Source organism: Propionivibrio sp., assembly GCF_047602565.1.
GTDB lineage: Bacteria > Pseudomonadota > Gammaproteobacteria > Burkholderiales > Rhodocyclaceae > Propionivibrio.
This window is the reverse complement of sequence record NZ_JASGGX010000001.1, coordinates 1,967,584-1,984,197: the sequence shown is the minus strand read 5'-3', so window position 1 is coordinate 1,984,197 and position 16,614 is coordinate 1,967,584. Positions and strand designations below refer to the sequence as shown.

Genomic DNA, 16,614 nt, shown 5'->3' with positions numbered 1-16,614 from the left:
CGCATGACAGAAGAATCCCCCGCATTATATGTGGTGCCGACGCCGCTCGGTAACCTCTCGGACATGACGCCGCGCGCGGTCGAGGTGCTGCGCCGCGTCGCCTGGGTGGCGTGCGAGGACACGCGGCACAGCGCGCCGCTGCTCCGGCATTTCGGCGTTGCGGCGCGCCTGCTGGCGGCGCACGAGCACAACGAGGAGGCCGCGGCCCAGCAGGTCGTCGCCCGCCTGGACGAAGGCGAGTCGGTGGCGCTGATCAGCGACGCCGGCACCCCGGCCGTTTCCGACCCCGGCGCCCGGCTGGTGGCGCGCGTGCGCGCGGCGGGCCACCGGATCGTCCCGCTGCCGGGGCCGTGCGCGGCCGTGACCGCGCTGTCCGCTTCCGGCCTGGCAGAACCGCATTTCCTGTTCTACGGTTTCCTGCCCGCCAAGGCGCGGCAGCGGGAAGACGCCCTGCGCGAACTGGCGGACCTGCGCTACGCGCTGGTGTTCTACGAGGCGCCGCACCGCATCGCGGAGACGGTCGCCTCGCTGCTCGCCGTGTTCGGGCCCGGGCGCACGCTGGTGCTGGCCCGCGAGCTGACCAAGCTGTTCGAAACCGTCCATGCTTGCCCGCTCGGCGAGGCGCCGGGCTGGCTGGAAGCGGACGCCAACCGCCGGCGCGGCGAGTTCGTGCTGATCGTCTCCGGCGCGCCGCCGGCCGGCGACGACGGCGAAGGGGAGCGGGTCCTGCAACTGCTGCTCGACGAGGGGCTGCCGGTCAAGCAGGCGGCGAAGCTGGCGCACGCCATCACCGGCGCGGCGAAGAACGCGCTGTACGAGCGGGCGCTGCAGCTGCGCAAGTAGCCGCCGCCCATCGTGGCGCGCCCGGCTTTCAACTAGAATTCAGGCATTCGATCCGGAACGAACACCATGCGAATCACCCTCACCCGCCCCGACGACTGGCACCTGCACCTGCGCGACGGCGAGGCGCTGCGCGCCGTCCTGCCGCACAGCGCCCGCCAGTTCGCGCGCGCCATCGTCATGCCCAACCTGCGCCCGCCGGTCACCACCGTGGCCGCCGCCGCCGACTACCGGCGGCGCATTCTGGCCGCGCTGCCGGAGGGCGCGCCTTTCGAGCCGCTGATGACGCTCTATCTCACCGACAACACGCCGGCCGACGAAATCCGGCGCGCCCTGGACAGCGGCTTCGTCAAGGCGGTCAAGCTGTATCCCGCCGGCGCCACCACCAATTCCGACGCCGGGGTGACCGACTTCGGCAAATGCGAGGCGGCGCTCGCCGAGATGGAGAAGGCCGGCATGCCGCTGCTGATGCATGGCGAAGTCACCGACCCGGCGATCGACCTGTTCGACCGCGAGCGCGTGTTCATCGAGACCGTGCTGCAGCCGCTGCTCAAGAGGCATCCCGGACTGCGCGTGGTGTTCGAGCACATCACCACGCGGGAAGCCGCCGAATTCGTCGCCGCCGCCGGCGACAACGTCGCGGCGACGATCACTGCGCATCATCTGCTCTACAACCGCAACGCCATCTTCACCGGCGGCGTGCGCCCGCATTACTACTGCCTGCCGGTGTTGAAGCGCGAGACGCACCGCGCGGCGCTGCTGCGGGCGGCCGCGTCGGGCAGCCCGAAGTTCTTCCTCGGCACCGACTCGGCGCCGCATGCGCGCCATGCCAAGGAAGCCGCCTGCGGCTGCGCGGGGTGCTATACGGCCCTGTCGGCGCTCGAACTGTACGCCGAGGCGTTCGAGCAGGCGGGTGCCCTGGACCGGCTGGAAGCCTTCGCCAGCTTCCATGGCGCCGATTTCTACCGCCTGCCGCGCAACCAGGGATCGGTGACCCTGGAAAAGGAAACCTGGACCGTGCCGGCCAGCCTGCCGTACGCCGACGGCGGCGAGCTGGTGCCCCTGCGCGCCGGCGAGCCGGTGGCGTGGAAGCTGGTCGGTTGATGTCGCGCGCCCGATCGAAAGGAGAATCATCGTGAGCCTGGCCCGCCTGCTCCCTCTGCTTGTGCTGCCGCTGCTCGCCGCGTGCTCGGATCAGCGCGCCACCTTCGAGATCAAGGGCGGTGCGCATTCGCTGAGCCTGATCCGGGTGATCGGCGCGCCGTGGGCGAAAAAGGCCGAGTACGCCGTGGTGGCCTCGCGCATGCCCGACTGCATGCGCCGGCACGCCATGCCGGAAGCCGGCCTCGACGCCAAGGTCGAGGTTTTCGCGCCGGGCAACGATGCGTGGATTCTGCGCCAGGAGAACCGCATGTACGTGGTCGAGACGCGCACCTGCGAGGGCTTCGCCAGGCTCGACGCCGTGCCGGAGGGCGGCACCGGGCCCCTGATGGGCACCTTCGAGATGCGCGGCGACAGCCTGGTCTTCTCCGCCGCGCCCGGCGCCGTGCCGCCCGCGGCCAACTGAACGCCGGCCGGCCCGCGTATAATGGCTGCGGGAAGTCGGCCAGGCAACCGCTGCGCGCTTCGGCGCGGGGAGGAAAGTCCGGGCTTCACAGAGCAGGATGCCGGCTAACGGCCGGGCGCTATAAGCCGCGAGGCGAAGGCGACGGAAAGTGCAACAGAGAGTAGACCGCCCAAGTCCGGGGCAACCCGGAACGGCAAGGGTGAAACGGCGGGGTAAGAGCCCACCGCGGACGTGGCGACACGGACGGCACGGCAAACCCCATCCGAAGCAAGGCCAAATAGGGAAGCGCATGGCGTGGCTCGCGCTGCTTCCGGGTAGGCCGCTCGAGCGCATCGGCAACGGTGCGCCTAGAGGAATGGTTGCCCACGACAGAACCCGGCTTATCGGCCGGCTTCCCACTTCTTTCATTCACCGCCGCCGATGAAGGCGGCGATGTTTTCACGGTGGTACACTGCCCGGTGGTTCCCGTTGCCGGGTATTCCGATCTCATTCACAAAGGACGAGGGAAATGTTGAACAGCATTCGCTTGGGGAAGGCGCTGCGCGCCGCGTTGGTCGCGGCCGTGCTGCCGATGGGCGCGCAGGCGCAGACCTGGCCGACGCAGACGGTCCGTTTCGTGGTGCCGACGCCGGCCGGGAGTTCGGTCGACATCGTGGCGCGGCTGGTCGCCGAAAAGCTCGGTGGCATGCTTGGCCAGACGGTGATCGTCGACAACAAGGGCGGCGCCGGCGGCACGATCGGCGCGGACGCCGTGGCCAAGGCGCGCGACGGGCACACCTTCCTGCTCGCCTACAACGGCCCGATCACCGTGGCGCCGTCGATGTTTTCCAAGCTGCCCTACGACCCGCAGCGTGATTTCGCGCCCGTCATCCTGGCCGTGACCCAGCCCAACGTGCTCGCCGTGCGTACCGATCTCAAGGTCAATTCGGTCAAGGAACTGGTGGCGCTGGCCAAGAACCGGCCGGGCAAGATCGACTACGCCTCGGTCGGCAACGGCTCGCTGTCGCACCTGGCCATGGAACTGCTCAAGATGAAGAGCGACACGTTCCTGCTGCATATCCCGTTCAACGGCGGCCCGGCGGCCTCGCTGGCGCTGGGGCGCGGCGACGTGCAGGTGCTCTTCGCCGCCCTGTCCAACGTGCAGCCGCTGCTGCGCGACGGCAAGGTCAAGCTGCTGGCGGTGTCGAACGCCAAGCGTTCGGCCGCGCTGCCGGAACTGCCGACGATCGCCGAGCAGGGCTACCCGGGCTTCGATGCGACCACGTGGAACGGCTTCCTCGCGCCGGCCGCCACGCCGAAGGAAGTGGTGCTGCAATTGAACAAGGCCATCGGCAAGATCCTGGAAACCCCCGAAGTGAAGCAGAAGCTGCTGGCCGGCGGGGCGGAAGTCGCGGGCGGATCGCCCGAACAGTTCGCCGCGCTGCTCAAGAGCGAGACGGCGGCATGGACGGCGGTGATCGCGCGTTCCGGCATCAAGCCCGATTGACGGCGCGCCGGGAGCAAAAAACCGGCAAATAGTTTTCGCAACGGCAGCGGCAGGCTCCGGAAAGAGCCTGCCGCTTTTTTTTGCCTTCATGCATCCGGGTATTTTTTTGCCACACGGTTCCCGAACGCTTTCCGTACCACGTCTGGTGATAAATTACTTTAAATAAATTTTTCTTCACTTTGTTTTTAAAGAGTATTTTTTCAAAGGCAATTTATTGAAATGCGCTCTAAGTCTTTGTAGTCATTGAAAAAAACTGCAAAAAACCTCTTGCCATACCTGACGTTTTTAACTTAAAGTGGGGCGTGGTGGTAAAAAGTGGGAGAGTAGACTCTTCCACATGGGCAGGAGTGTGGATGTGATGTTTCAAGGAGCGACAGCGCTGAGTCTCGACGCCAAAGGGCGGCTGGCCATCCCGGCTCGGCACCGCGAGACGCTCGCCGCCGCGTCGGCGGGGCAGCTCGTGCTGACCGCGCATCCGCATCGCTGCCTGCTGCTCTATCCCGCGCCCGCCTGGGAGCCCATCCGGGACAAGGTGCTGGCGGCGTCCAGCCTCAATCCGCAGTCGGCGGCGATCAAGCGCCTGCTGGTCGGCAACGCACGCGACGAAGTCCTGGACTCGGCGGGCCGGCTGCTGGTGTCGCCGGAGCTGCGGCAGTTCGCCCAGTTCGAAAAGCAGGTCTGGCTGGTCGGTCAGGGGACGCATTTCGAAATCTGGTCGGATGCCGGCTGGCGACAGCAGCAGGAGGTCTTTCTGGGCATGGGCGACCACTCGCTGCCGCCGGGGCTCGAGGACCTGGCGCTGTGAGCATGGTCCCGGCGCATCGGACCGTGCTGTTGCAGGAGGCGGTCAAGGCGCTAGCGATCAAATCCTCCGGCATCTACGTGGACGGCACGTTCGGGCGCGGCGGGCATGCGCGCGCGATTCTCGAACGGCTGGGGCCGGACGGGCGCCTGCTGGCGCTCGACCGCGATCCGCAGGCCATCGCCGCGGCGCGGGAAATCGCGGACCGGCGGTTCTCGGCGCTGCATCGCCCGTTCGCCGAGCTGGCGGCGGCGGCGCGGGAATCCGGCTGCACGGCGGTGGATGGCGTGCTGCTGGACGTCGGCGTGTCGTCGCCGCAGATCGATGAAGGGGAGCGGGGGTTCAGCTTTCGTTTCGATGCGCCGCTGGACATGCGCATGGACCCCACGCAGGGAGAGACCGCCGCGTCGTTTCTGGCGACGGCGGACGTGCAGAAAATTACGGAGGTGATCAGAAATTATGGCGAAGAACGGTTTGCTTTCCAGATTGCAAAGAAGATTGTGGCTGCTCGGAGCGAGCGGCCTCTTGCAACCACCCACCAGCTCGCCGCGCTCGTACGCGAGGCCGTGCGGACCCGCGAGCCCGGCCAGGATCCGGCGACGCGTACCTTTCAGGCTCTACGGATTCACGTCAATCAGGAACTCGAGCAGCTCGCGCTAGCCTTGCCGCAGGCCGTGGACGTGTTGAAGACCGGCGGCAGGCTGGTGGTGATCAGTTTCCATTCGCTCGAGGACCGCATCGTCAAGCATTTCATGCGCGAGCAGTCGAGCGACATGCTGCCCGAGCATCTGCCGCTGCGTTCCGCCGAACTGCCGTTGCCGCGCCTGCGCCTGGTCGGCAAGCCGGTGAAGGCCGGCGACGAGGAGGTGGCGGCCAATCCGCGCGCGCGCAGCGCCGTGATGCGCGTCGCCGAACGGCTGGATGGCGGCCCGGCACGGAGGGCGGCCTGAAATGGTGCGCCTGAACGTCCTGCTGCTGCTCGCCATCCTGGTCTGCGCCCTGGGCCTGGTGACGTCCCAGCACAAGGCGCGCAAGCTGTTCCAGGCGATCGAGGCCGAGCAGGAGCGCGCCCGCCAGCTGGAGGTCGAGTTCGGCCAGCTGCAGCTCGAACTGTCGACCTGGGCGACTTCGCCGCGCATCGAGAAGATCGCTCGCGAGAAGCTGAAAATGCGCGTGCCGGAACCGGCCCGGATTCTCACCGCCGCACCCGGAGGCGGGCGATGATGAATTTCAACGGCGCGCGCGCGCATAAATTCGCCGAGAGCCCGGTGCTCAAGCTGCGCCTGCCGGCGTGGCGCTCCCGCCTGATGGCGCTCTTGATCCTGGCCAGTTTCGCCGTGCTGATCGGGCGCTCGTTCTATCTGCAGGTGCTGAACGAGGATTTCCTGCAGGAGAAAGGCGAATCGCGCTATCGCCGCGATCTCGAGATTTCCGCCTCGCGCGGCCGGATTTCCGACCGCCACGGCGACGTGCTGGCCGTATCCACGCCGATGAAGTCGATCTGGGCCATTCCCGCCGACGCCCGGCTGACGCCCGAGCAGACGCGCCAGCTGGCCGGCCTGCTCGAAATGGACGTCAAGGAACTGGCGCGCCGGCTGGCCAGCGACAAGACCTTCGTTTTCCTCAAGCGCCAGCTGCCGCCGGAAATCGGCGAGCGGGTGGCGGCCTTGAAGCTGCCCGGCATCGGCCAGGACCGCGAATACCGCCGCTACTACCCGACCGGCGAGATGACGGCGCACATCGTCGGCTTCACCGGCGTCGACGACAAGGGGCTGGAGGGCGTCGAACTGGCGTTCCAGGGCCAGCTGCTCGGCCATCCCGGCAGCCGTTCGGTGATCAAGGACCGGCGCGGTCAGATCGTCGAGGACGTCGGTTCGATCCGCTCGCCGCAGGACGGCAAGGACATCCACCTGGCGCTCGACTCGAAAATCCAGTACATCGCCTACAGCCAGCTCAAGCAGGCCGTCGAGGATTTCAAGGCCAAGGCCGGCGGCGTGGTGGTGGCCGACGTGCGCACCGGCGAAATCCTGGCGCTCGCCAACTGGCCGACCTACAACCCGAACAACCGCGAGCGCCTGACCGGCGCGCAGCTGCGCAACCGCGCGCTGACCGACACCTACGAGCCCGGCTCGGTGATGAAGCCCTTCACCGCGGCGCTGGCGCTGGAGGCCAACAAGGTGCGCTTCGACACCGTGATCAACTGCGCGCCGGGCCGCCTGACCATCGGCACGGCGACGATCTCCGACGCGCATCCGCACGGCCCGCTGACCGTCGCGCAGGTGATCCAGAAATCGTCCAACGTCGGCACCGCGAAGATCGCCGCGATGCTCACGCCGGAACAGATGTGGAACATGTACGAGGCCATCGGGCTGGGGCAGGCGCCCGGACTGGGCTTCCCCGGCGAGGTCACCGGCCGCCTGCGGCCGTGGAAATCCTGGCGGCCGATCGAGCAGGCCACCATGTCCTACGGCCACGGGCTGTCGGTGTCGCTGATGCAGCTCGCCCGCGCCTACACCATCTTCGCCCGCGAGGGCGACATCATCCCGCTGACGCTGACCAAGACCGACGGGGCGCCGGTGCGCGCCACGCCGGTGTTCAGCCAGCAGACCACGCGCGAGGTGCGGGCCATGCTGGAAATGGCCACCCAGCCCGGCGGCACGGCGCCGAAGGCGCAGATTCCGGGCTACCGCGTCGGCGGCAAGACCGGCACGGCCTACAAGATCGAGGGCGGGCAGTACGTCAAGAAATACGTGGCGTCGTTCGTCGGCTTCGCGCCGGTGTCCGATCCGCGGCTGGTGGTGGCGGTGATGATCGACGAGCCGAGCGCCGGCGTGCACTACGGCGGCGACGTCGCCGGCCCGACGTTTTCGCGGGTGATGGGCGGCGCGCTGCGCACGCTCGGCGTCCTGCCGGACGCGCCGGTGGTGCAGGCCGCCGCGCGCAACGGCCGTGCGGAAAGGGAAAGGCTGTGAGCGCGGCGCCGTGTTTCGCCGACGTGTCGGCGCTGCTGCGCGAGCTGGCCGCGCAGGGCGTGCAGCCGCGCGGCGTGGCCGACGACAGCCGCCGCGTGCGGCCCGGCGACCTGTTCGCGGCCTTCCCCGGCGGCTCCGCCGACGGGCGCGACTACATCCCGGACGCCATCGCGCGCGGCGCCGCCGCCGTGCTCTGGCAGTCCGGCGACGGCTTCGCCTGGCGCGACGAATGGCGTCTGCCGAACCTCGGCGCGCCGGACCTGCGCCGGCTCTGCGGACCGCTGGCGCATGCCGTGCTCGGCCAGCCGAGCGAGCGCCTGTCGCTGATCGCGGTCACCGGCACCAACGGCAAGACCAGCATCAGCCAGTGGCTGGCCCGGCTGCATCCGCGCCGCTGCGCGGTGATCGGCACGCTCGGCGCGGGCTTCCCCGACGGGCAGGCGGAAACCGGCTTCACCACGCCGGAGGCGGCGATGCTGGCGCGCTATCTCGCCGATTTCGCGGACCAGGGCGCGCAGGCCTGCGCGCTGGAAGCCAGCTCGGTCGGCATTGAGGAAGGGCGCCTCGACGGGGCGCGGGTCGACGTGGCGGTGTTCACCAACCTGACGCGCGATCACCTCGATTACCACGGCTCGATGGAAAACTACGCCGCCGCCAAGGAAAAGCTCTTCAGCTGGCCGCGCCTGCGTCTGGCGGTGGTCAACCTGGACGACGCCTGCGGGCGCGAATTGATGCAGCGCACCTCAGCGAGCCGCGTGGTCGGCTATACGCAGGAAGGCCGGGGCGCCGACCGCCAGGGCGTGGTGCGCGCCGAGGCCGTCGAGGACGCGCCCGGCGGCCTGCGCTTCACGCTCGCCGCGCCGAACGGCCGCGCCCGCGTCGAAACGCGGCTGGTCGGCCGCTTCAACGTCTCGAACCTCTTGGCCACGGCGGCGGTGCTGCTCGACGCCGGCCTGACGCCGGCCGAGGTGGCCGCGCGCTGCGCCGAACTGCCGGCGCCGCCGGGACGCCTGGAAACTGTCGGCGGGCAGGGCGAGCCGCTCGTCGTCGTCGATTACGCGCACACGCCGGACGCGCTGGAAAATGCCCTGGGCGCCCTGCGCAGCACGGCCGCGGCGCGCGGCGGGCAACTGATCGCCGTGTTCGGCTGCGGCGGCGACCGCGACCGGGGCAAGCGTCCGCTGATGGGCGAAGTCGCCCGGCGCCTGGCCGACCGGGTGGTGCTCACCAGCGACAACCCGCGCCGCGAAGACCCGGCGGCGATCCTGGCCGAGATCGGCGTCGCCGTGCCCGACGCCGAAGTCATCGCCGACCGCGGCGCGGCGATCCGCCGGACGATCGGCGCCGCCGCCGCGAACGACGTGGTGCTGCTGGCCGGCAAGGGGCACGAGCCTTACCAGGAAATCGCCGGCGTGCGCCGCCCGTTCTCCGACGTCGGCGAAGCGCGGGCCGCGTTGAACGCACGGCGGGAGGGAAAAGAATGAGCGTGCAGATGGATCTGGCCAGCGCCGCGCGGGCGATGTCGGGCACGGTGGACGGCGAAAACGCGGCCTTTCTCGGTGTGTCGACCGACAGCCGCAGCGTGGCGGCCGGCGAATTGTTCGTGGCCCTGCGCGGCGACCGGTTCGACGGCCACGATTTCGTCGCCACGGCGCATGAGCGCGGCGCCGCCGCGGCCGTGGCGGACGCCGCCGGCGCGGCGGCCCTGCGGGCGGCCGGCGCGGTCGACGGGCTGCCGCTGATCGTGGTCGCCGACACGCGCATCGCGCTGGGTGAGCTGGCGGCCAGCTGGCGGGCGCGCTTCGACCTGCCGGTGATCGGCGTGACCGGCAGCAACGGCAAGACCACCAACAAGGAAATGATCACCAGCATCATGCAGGCGGCGTTCGGCGCCGACGCGGTGCTGGCGACCCAGGGCAACCTGAACAACGACATCGGCCTGCCGCTCACCCTGCTCGGGCTCGGCGCCGGCCACCGCGCGGCGGTGGTCGAAATGGGCATGAACCATCCCGGCGAGATCGCCTATCTGGCGCGCCTCGGCCGCCCCACGGTGGCGCTGGTGACCAACGCCCAGCGCGCCCACCTCGAAGGCATGGGCACGCTCGACGTGATCGCCGCCGAGAAGGGCAGCATCTTCTCCGGGCTCGGCGCGGACGGCGTGGCGGTGTTCAACGCCGACGATCCGTGGGCCGCGCTGTGGCGCACGCAGAGCGCCCATTGCCGGCGGCTGTGCTTCTCGCTCGGCGGGCAGGCCGACGTGACCGGCGAATGCCGCACGCACGGCCTGGAGAACCGCGTGGCGATCACGGCCGGCGGCGAGCGCATCGAGGTCGATCTGGCCCTGCCCGGCGCGCACAACGCCCGCAACGCCCTGGGTTCGGCGACGGCGGCGCTGGCGGCGGGCGTGCCGCTGGCGGCGGTGCGCCAGGGGCTGGCGGCTTTCCGCGGCCTCAAGGGGCGCCTGCAGCGCCGCGCCGGGCTGCACGGCGCGCTGGTACTCGACGACACCTACAACGCCAATCCCGATTCGGTGCGCGCCGGCATCGACGTCCTGGCGGCCACGGTCGGCCGCAAGATCCTGGTGCTCGGCGACATGGGCGAGATCGGCGCCATGACCGGCCAGTTCCACGACGAGATCGGCGGCTACGCCAAGAGCCAGGGCGTCGACCGCCTGCTCGCCTTCGGCGATTCGAGCGCGCTGGCGGCGCGGAACTTCGGCGTCGGCGGCGAGCATTTCCGCAAGTTCGAGGATCTCGTCGCCGCGCTGCTCGCGGAATTGACCCCCGAGGCGATCGTGCTGGTCAAAGGTTCACGCTTCATGCGCATGGAGCGGGTGATCGACGCCATCACCCCGAAGGAACAGGAGAAACCATCATGCTGCTGATGCTGGCGCAATGGCTGGCGCAGGACGTGCGCGGCTTCGGCGTGATCAACTACATCACGCTGCGCACCGTGCTGGCCGCGCTGACCGCGCTGGTCATCTCGTTCATCGCCGGGCCGCGCGTGATCCGCTGGCTGGCGGCCAAGAAGATCGGCCAGGCGGTGCGCCAGTACGGGCCGCAGACGCACCTGACCAAGTCGGGCACGCCGACCATGGGCGGCGTGCTGATCCTGATCTCAATCGGTATCACCACGCTGCTCTGGGGCGACCTGACCAACCGCTACGTCTGGGTGGTGCTGATCGTCACGCTCGGCTACGGCGCGATCGGCTGGTACGACGACTGGAAAAAGGTGGTTTACCGCGATCCGGAGGGACTGGCGAGCCGCTGGAAATATTTCTGGCAATCGGTGCTCGGCCTGCTGGTGGCGGTGTATCTCGCCTTCTCGTCGACGGTTCCGGCGCAGATGGAACTGATCGTGCCGTTCTTCAAGACGATTGCCTATCCCTTGGGCTCGATCGGCTTCATCATCCTCACCTACCTGGTGATCGTCGGTACCAGCAACGCGGTGAACCTGACCGACGGCCTCGACGGACTGGCGATCATGCCGGCCGTGATGATCGCCTCGGCGCTCGCCATCTTCGCCTACGTCGCCGGCAGTTCGGTCTTCGCCCGCTACCTGCTGCTGCCCTACATCCCCGGCGCCGGCGAACTGGCCGTGTTCCTCGGCGCGATGGCCGGCGCGGGGCTGGGTTTCCTGTGGTTCAACGCCTATCCGGCCGAGGTGTTCATGGGCGACGTCGGCGCGCTGGCCATCGGCGCGGCGCTCGGCACCGTGGCGGTGATCGTGCGCCAGGAAATCGTGCTGGCGATCATGGGCGGCGTGTTCGTCGCCGAGACGCTGTCGGTCGCGGCGCAGGTGCTCTACTTCAAGCACAGCGGCGGCAAGCGCATCTTCCGCATGGCGCCGCTGCACCATCACTACGAGCTCGGCGGCTGGAAGGAAACCCAGGTCGTCGTGCGCTTCTGGATCATCACCATCATGCTGGTGCTGGCCGGCCTGTCCACGCTCAAGATCCGCTGACCGCCATGGAATTCTCCGATAAACACGCGCTGGTGCTCGGCCTCGGCGAGAGCGGCCTGGCCATGGCCAAGTGGCTGGCGCGCGAGGGCGCCGCAGTGCGCGTGGCCGACAGCCGGCAGGCGCCGCCCAACGTCGAGGCGCTGCGCGCCGCCGTGCCGGGCGCGGAACTGGTGGCCGGCGAATTCGCGGACGCCGCCTTCGCCGGCGTCGACCTGATCGCCATCTCGCCCGGCGTGCCGGTGCAGACGCCGCAGGTGCAGGCGGCCCTGGCGCGCGGCGTGCCGGTGGTCTCCGAGATCGAGCTGTTCGCCCGGGGCGTCCGGCGCCACGCGCCGCGCAGCCGGCTGATCGCCATCACCGGCAGCAACGGCAAGACCACCACCACGGCGCTGGCCGCCCACCTGCTCAACGGGTCCGGCGTGCCGGCGGTGGCCTGCGGCAACATCTCGCCCTCGGCGCTCGACGCGCTGATGGCCGCGCTCGCCGCCGGCGCCCTGCCTGCAGTGTGGGTGCTCGAACTGTCCAGCTTCCAGCTCGAAACGACCCACGCGCTGGACGCCGACGCCGCGACGGTGCTCAACGTCAGCGAGGACCACCTCGACCGCTACGCCGGCATGGACGGCTACGCCGCCGCCAAGGAGCGCGTGTTCCAGGGCGACGGCGTGATGCTGCTCAACCGCGACGACCCGCGCTGCCGGGCCTGGGCGCGCGCCGGGCGCCGGACGGTGAGCTTCGGCCTGAATCCGGCGCCGTCGGCCGGCGACTACGGTCTGGCCGACGGCTGGATCGTGCGCGGCGGCGAGCGGCTGGCCGCGCTGGTCGAACTCAAGCTGACAGGGCTGCACAACGCGGCCAACGCCATGGCCGCGCTGGCGCTGTGTGAAGCCGTCGGCGTGGAACCGGCCGCGCTGGTGCCCGCCTTGCGCGAGTTCAAGGGGCTGGCGCACCGCGTCGAGTTCGTCGCCGAGATCGGCGGCGTGTCCTACTACGACGACTCGAAGGGTACCAACGTCGGCGCGACGCAGGCCGCGGTGCAGGGCCTGGGCCGCCAGGTGGCGCTGATCCTCGGCGGCGAGGGCAAGGAGCAGGATTTCGCGCCGCTGTCGCCCGTCCTGGCGCAGCACGCCCGCGCCGTGGCGCTGATCGGGCGCGACGCCGAGCTGATCGGGCAGGCGATCGCCGGCTGCGGCGTGCCGCTGCGCCATTGCGCCGACCTGGAAGACGCCGTGCGCTGGTGCGCCTCCGTCGCCCGGCCGGGTGACGCGGTGCTGTTGTCGCCGGCCTGCGCCAGTTTCGACATGTTCCGCAACTACGCCCACCGCGCCGAGGTGTTCGTCGGGCTGGTGCGCACCCTGCAGGCGGAGGCGCGCTGATGCTGCCCGCGTTCGACGCCCGCCGCCGCCTGCCGTCCGAGGTGGACCTGACCCTGCTGTGGAGCGGCCTGATCCTGCTGCTGCTCGGCATGGTGATGGTGTATTCGGCGTCGATCGCCATCGCCGAGGCCGGCAAGCACACCGGTAACCACCCCGCCTATTTCCTGATCCGCCACGGGGTGTTCCTGGTCATCGGGCTGATTGCCGCCGGGCTGGCCTTCCAGGTGCCGCTGCAGACCTGGCAGAAGATCTCGCCGTGGCTGTTCGTCGCCGGTTTCGTGCTGCTTGCGCTGGTGCTCATTCCGGGCGTCGGGCGCGACGTCAACGGCGCGCGCCGCTGGCTGGCGCTGGGTGTCGCCAACCTGCAGCCGTCGGAACTGATGAAGCTGTTCGCCGTGCTCTACGCGGCCGACTACACCGTGCGCAAGATGCCGCACATGCACGACCTGAAGAAGGCCTTCCTGCCGATGGCCGCAGCCATGGTGGCGGTCGGCGTGCTGCTGCTCAAGGAGCCCGACTTCGGCGCCTTCGTGGTGATCATCTCGATCGCCATCGGCATCCTGTTCCTGGGCGGCATGCGCGCCCGCCTGTTCGCCATCCTGATCGTCGTGCTGGTGGCGGCCTTCGCCATCCTGATCATCGTCTCGCCCTACCGGCGCGACCGCATCTTCGGCTTCATGGACCCGTGGTCCGACGCCTTCGGGCGCGGCTACCAGCTCTCGCACGCGCTGATCGCCTTCGGGCGCGGCGAGTTGTTCGGCGTCGGCCTCGGCGCCAGCATCGAGAAGCTGTTCTACCTGCCCGAGGCGCACACCGACTTCCTGCTCGCGGTGGTCGCCGAGGAGCTCGGCTTCGCCGGCGTGGTCACGGTCATCGTCCTGTTCGCGCTGCTGGTGCAGCGCGCCTTCGTCATCGGCCAGCAGTGCGTCGCGCTCGACCGGCTCTACCCGGCGCTGGTGGCGCAGGGCGTCGGCATCTGGCTCGGCGTGCAGGGCTTCATCAACATGGGCGTGAACATGGGCCTCCTGCCGACCAAGGGCCTGACCCTGCCGCTGATGAGCTTCGGCGGCTCGGGCATCCTCGCCAACTGCGTGGCGCTCGCCGTGCTGCTGCGGGTGGATTGGGAGAACAGGCAGTTGATGCGCGGGGCGAAGCTATGAGCAGGACGCTCCTCGTCATGGCCGGCGGCACCGGCGGCCACGTCTTCCCCGGTCTGGCGGTCGCCGACCTCCTGCGCGAGCGCGGCTGGCAGGTCGTCTGGATGGGCAACCCGGACAGCTTCGAGGCGCGCACGGTGCCGGCGCGCGGCTACGAGATGGCCTGGGTGCGCTTCGCCGCGCTGCGCGGCAAGGGCCTGCTGCGCAAGCTGCTGCTGCCGGTCAACCTGCTTTCCGGCTTCTGGCAGGCCTTGCGCGCGATCCGCCGGATCAGGCCCGACGTGGTCCTCGGCATGGGCGGCTACGTCAGCTTCCCCGGCGGCATGATGGCCGTGCTGCTCGGCCGCCCGCTGGTGATCCACGAACAGAATTCGATCGCCGGCCTGGCCAATCGCGTGCTCGCCAAAGTGGCCGACCGCATCGTCTGCGGCTTTCCGGACACCCTGCCGAAAAGCCAGTGGGCGGGCAATCCGGTGCGTCCGGAGATCGCCGCGCTGCCGGAGCCGGCGGCGCGTTTCGCCGGCCGCGACGGCGCGGAGCCCCTGCATCTGCTGGTGCTCGGCGGCAGCCTCGGCGCGGCGGCGATCAACGAGATCGTGCCCAAGGGGCTGGCCCTGATTCCGGAAGCGCAGCGGCCGACGGTCGTCCATCAGGCCGGCGAGAAGCATCTGGCGGCGCTCGAAGCCAACTACGCGGCGGCCGGCGTGCGCGCCAACTGCGTGGCCTTCATCCAGGACATGGCCGGCGCCTACGAATGGGCCGACCTGGTGCTGTGCCGCGCGGGCGCGCTGACCGTGGCCGAGTTGGCCGCGGCGGGCGCGGCCAGCATCCTGGTGCCGTTCCCGCACGCGGTCGACGATCACCAGACGTCCAACGCGCGCTTCCTGTCGGCCGCGGGCGCGGCCGTGCTGCTGCCGCAGGACGAAATGACCCCGGAATCGGTCGCCGAGATCCGCAACTGCACGCGCGGCCAGTTGCTGCGCATGGCCGAATGCGCGCGCGCGCTGGCCCGGCCGGAGGCGGCGGCGACGGTGGCGCGGGTATGCGAGGAGATTTGCAAGTCATGAAGCACAAGATCAAGAACATCCACTTCGTCGGCGTCGGCGGTTCGGGCATGAGCGGCATCGCCGAAGTGCTGGCGAACCTGGGCTTCGGCGTCAGCGGTTCGGATCTGGCGGACAACGCCACCACCCGCCGGCTGGCCGGCCTGGGCATCCGCGTGGTCGCCGGCCACGCCGCCGAGAACGTCGGCGACGCCGACGCCGTGGTCGTGTCGACGGCGGTCAGGGACGACAATCCGGAAGTGCAGGCCGCGCGCGCGCGCAAGATTCCGCTGGTGCCGCGCGCCCAGATGCTGGCCGAGCTGATGCGCCTGAAGCGCGGCATCGCCGTGGCCGGCACGCACGGCAAGACGACCACCACCAGCCTGGTGGCGTCGATCCTGGCCGAGGGCGGCATGGACCCGACCTTCGTCATCGGCGGCCGGCTCAACGCGGCCGGCGCCAACGCCCGGCTCGGCTCGGGCGACTTCCTGGTGGCCGAGGCCGACGAGTCGGACGCCTCCTTCCTGTACCTGTCGCCGGTGCTGTCCATCGTCACCAACATCGATGCCGACCACATGGAAACCTACGGGCACGACTTCGGGCGGCTCAAGCAGACCTTCGTCGATTTCCTGCAGCGCCTGCCGTTCTACGGCGTCGCGGTGCTCTGCGCCGACGATCCGCACGTGCGCGAGATCATGCCGCAGGTGTCGAAGCAGATCGTCAGCTACGGCCTGGACGAAACGGCCAACGTGCGTGCCGAGAACGTGACGGCGGCGGACGGCTGCATGCGGTTCGACTGCGTGCGCGTCAACGGCAGCGTGACGCGCTTTCCGGTCACGCTGAACCTGCCCGGCATGCACAACGTGCTCAACGCGCTGGCCGCGATCGCCGTGGCCAGCGAGGTCGGCGTGCCCGACGCGGCCATCGCCAAGGCGCTGGCCGAGTTCAAGGGCGTCGGGCGGCGGTTCCAGCGCTACGGCGAGGTGGCGCTGCCCGCCGGCGGGACGTGCACGCTGATCGACGATTACGGCCACCATCCGGCGGAGATGCGCGCGACGCTCGCCGCCGCGCGCGGCGCCTTCCCGGGCCGCCGCCTGCTGCTGGCCTTCCAGCCGCACCGCTATACGCGGACGCGCGACTGCTTCGAGGATTTCGTCGGCGTGCTCGGCTCGGTCGACGCGCTGATCCTGGCGGAAGTCTATGCCGCCGGCGAGACGCCGATCGTCGCCGCCGACGGGCGCACCCTGGCGCGCGCGCTGCGCGTCGCCGGCCGCGTCGATCCGGTGTTCGTCGAGAACATCGCCGACATGCCGCGCACGATCCTCGACGTGGCGCGCGCCGGCGACGTGGTGATCACCATGGGCGCCGGCTCGATCGGCGGCGTGCCGGGCAAGCTGGCGGGAGCATGAGC

General features: G+C 69.9%; 15 protein-coding genes and 1 other RNA gene. All 16 read left to right on the top strand.

The window, feature by feature from the left end:
• The first annotated feature begins 3 nt into the window (after window positions 1-3).
• Entirely contained in the window at window positions 4-843 is an 840-nt protein-coding gene (rsmI, locus tag QM701_RS09230; protein ID WP_415166778.1) for a 16S rRNA (cytidine(1402)-2'-O)-methyltransferase, read from the top strand.
• Between the two features lie 66 nt (window positions 844-909).
• On the top strand, window positions 910-1,944 hold the full coding sequence (gene pyrC / locus QM701_RS09225) for a dihydroorotase (RefSeq protein ID WP_415166777.1): 1,035 nt from the start codon (window positions 910-912) through the stop codon (window positions 1,942-1,944).
• A 31-nt stretch (window positions 1,945-1,975) separates the two neighbouring features.
• Window positions 1,976-2,407 carry a hypothetical protein gene (locus QM701_RS09220; RefSeq protein WP_415166776.1) on the top strand — a complete coding sequence of 144 codons (432 nt, stop codon included), beginning with the start codon at window positions 1,976-1,978 and terminating at the stop codon, window positions 2,405-2,407.
• 31 nt (window positions 2,408-2,438) lie between these two features.
• Window positions 2,439-2,806, top strand: an RNA gene (gene rnpB, locus QM701_RS09215) — RNase P RNA component class A.
• A gap of 109 nt (window positions 2,807-2,915) precedes the next feature.
• Entirely contained in the window at window positions 2,916-3,893 is a 978-nt protein-coding gene (locus tag QM701_RS09210) for a Bug family tripartite tricarboxylate transporter substrate binding protein (RefSeq protein WP_415166775.1), read from the top strand.
• A 358-nt stretch (window positions 3,894-4,251) separates the two neighbouring features.
• A complete protein-coding gene (gene mraZ / locus QM701_RS09205) occupies window positions 4,252-4,698 on the top strand; it encodes a division/cell wall cluster transcriptional repressor MraZ (RefSeq protein ID WP_415169369.1) in 447 nt (148 codons plus the stop codon).
• Window positions 4,695-5,645, top strand: coding sequence for a 16S rRNA (cytosine(1402)-N(4))-methyltransferase RsmH (rsmH, locus tag QM701_RS09200; protein WP_415166774.1), 951 nt, complete (start codon window positions 4,695-4,697; stop codon window positions 5,643-5,645). Before mraZ ends, rsmH begins: the two co-directional genes overlap by 4 nt.
• A gap of 1 nt (window position 5,646) precedes the next feature.
• On the top strand, window positions 5,647-5,919 hold the full coding sequence (gene ftsL / locus QM701_RS09195) for a cell division protein FtsL (RefSeq protein ID WP_415166773.1): 273 nt from the start codon (window positions 5,647-5,649) through the stop codon (window positions 5,917-5,919).
• Entirely contained in the window at window positions 5,916-7,667 is a 1,752-nt protein-coding gene (locus QM701_RS09190; protein WP_415166772.1) for a peptidoglycan D,D-transpeptidase FtsI family protein, read from the top strand. The genes ftsL and QM701_RS09190 overlap by 4 nt, the downstream gene beginning before the upstream one ends.
• Window positions 7,664-9,151, top strand: a complete 1,488-nt coding sequence (locus tag QM701_RS09185) for a UDP-N-acetylmuramoyl-L-alanyl-D-glutamate--2,6-diaminopimelate ligase (protein WP_415166771.1) — start codon at window positions 7,664-7,666, stop codon at window positions 9,149-9,151. The genes QM701_RS09190 and QM701_RS09185 overlap by 4 nt, the downstream gene beginning before the upstream one ends.
• Complete coding sequence (locus QM701_RS09180; protein WP_415166770.1) at window positions 9,148-10,551, top strand: UDP-N-acetylmuramoyl-tripeptide--D-alanyl-D-alanine ligase; 1,404 nt, start codon at window positions 9,148-9,150, stop codon at window positions 10,549-10,551. Before QM701_RS09185 ends, QM701_RS09180 begins: the two co-directional genes overlap by 4 nt.
• Window positions 10,542-11,630: a phospho-N-acetylmuramoyl-pentapeptide-transferase gene (mraY, locus tag QM701_RS09175; RefSeq protein ID WP_415166769.1), complete on the top strand. Its 1,089-nt coding sequence runs from the start codon at window positions 10,542-10,544 to the stop codon at window positions 11,628-11,630. Before QM701_RS09180 ends, mraY begins: the two co-directional genes overlap by 10 nt.
• A gap of 5 nt (window positions 11,631-11,635) precedes the next feature.
• Window positions 11,636-13,003: a UDP-N-acetylmuramoyl-L-alanine--D-glutamate ligase gene (gene murD, locus QM701_RS09170; RefSeq protein ID WP_415166768.1), complete on the top strand. Its 1,368-nt coding sequence runs from the start codon at window positions 11,636-11,638 to the stop codon at window positions 13,001-13,003.
• On the top strand, window positions 13,003-14,163 hold the full coding sequence (gene ftsW / locus QM701_RS09165; RefSeq protein ID WP_415166767.1) for a putative lipid II flippase FtsW: 1,161 nt from the start codon (window positions 13,003-13,005) through the stop codon (window positions 14,161-14,163). Before murD ends, ftsW begins: the two co-directional genes overlap by 1 nt.
• Window positions 14,160-15,227, top strand: a complete 1,068-nt coding sequence (gene murG, locus QM701_RS09160) for an undecaprenyldiphospho-muramoylpentapeptide beta-N-acetylglucosaminyltransferase (protein WP_415166766.1) — start codon at window positions 14,160-14,162, stop codon at window positions 15,225-15,227. Before ftsW ends, murG begins: the two co-directional genes overlap by 4 nt.
• Window positions 15,224-16,612, top strand: coding sequence for a UDP-N-acetylmuramate--L-alanine ligase (murC, locus tag QM701_RS09155; RefSeq protein ID WP_415166765.1), 1,389 nt, complete (start codon window positions 15,224-15,226; stop codon window positions 16,610-16,612). Before murG ends, murC begins: the two co-directional genes overlap by 4 nt.
• Window positions 16,613-16,614 lie beyond the last annotated feature (2 nt).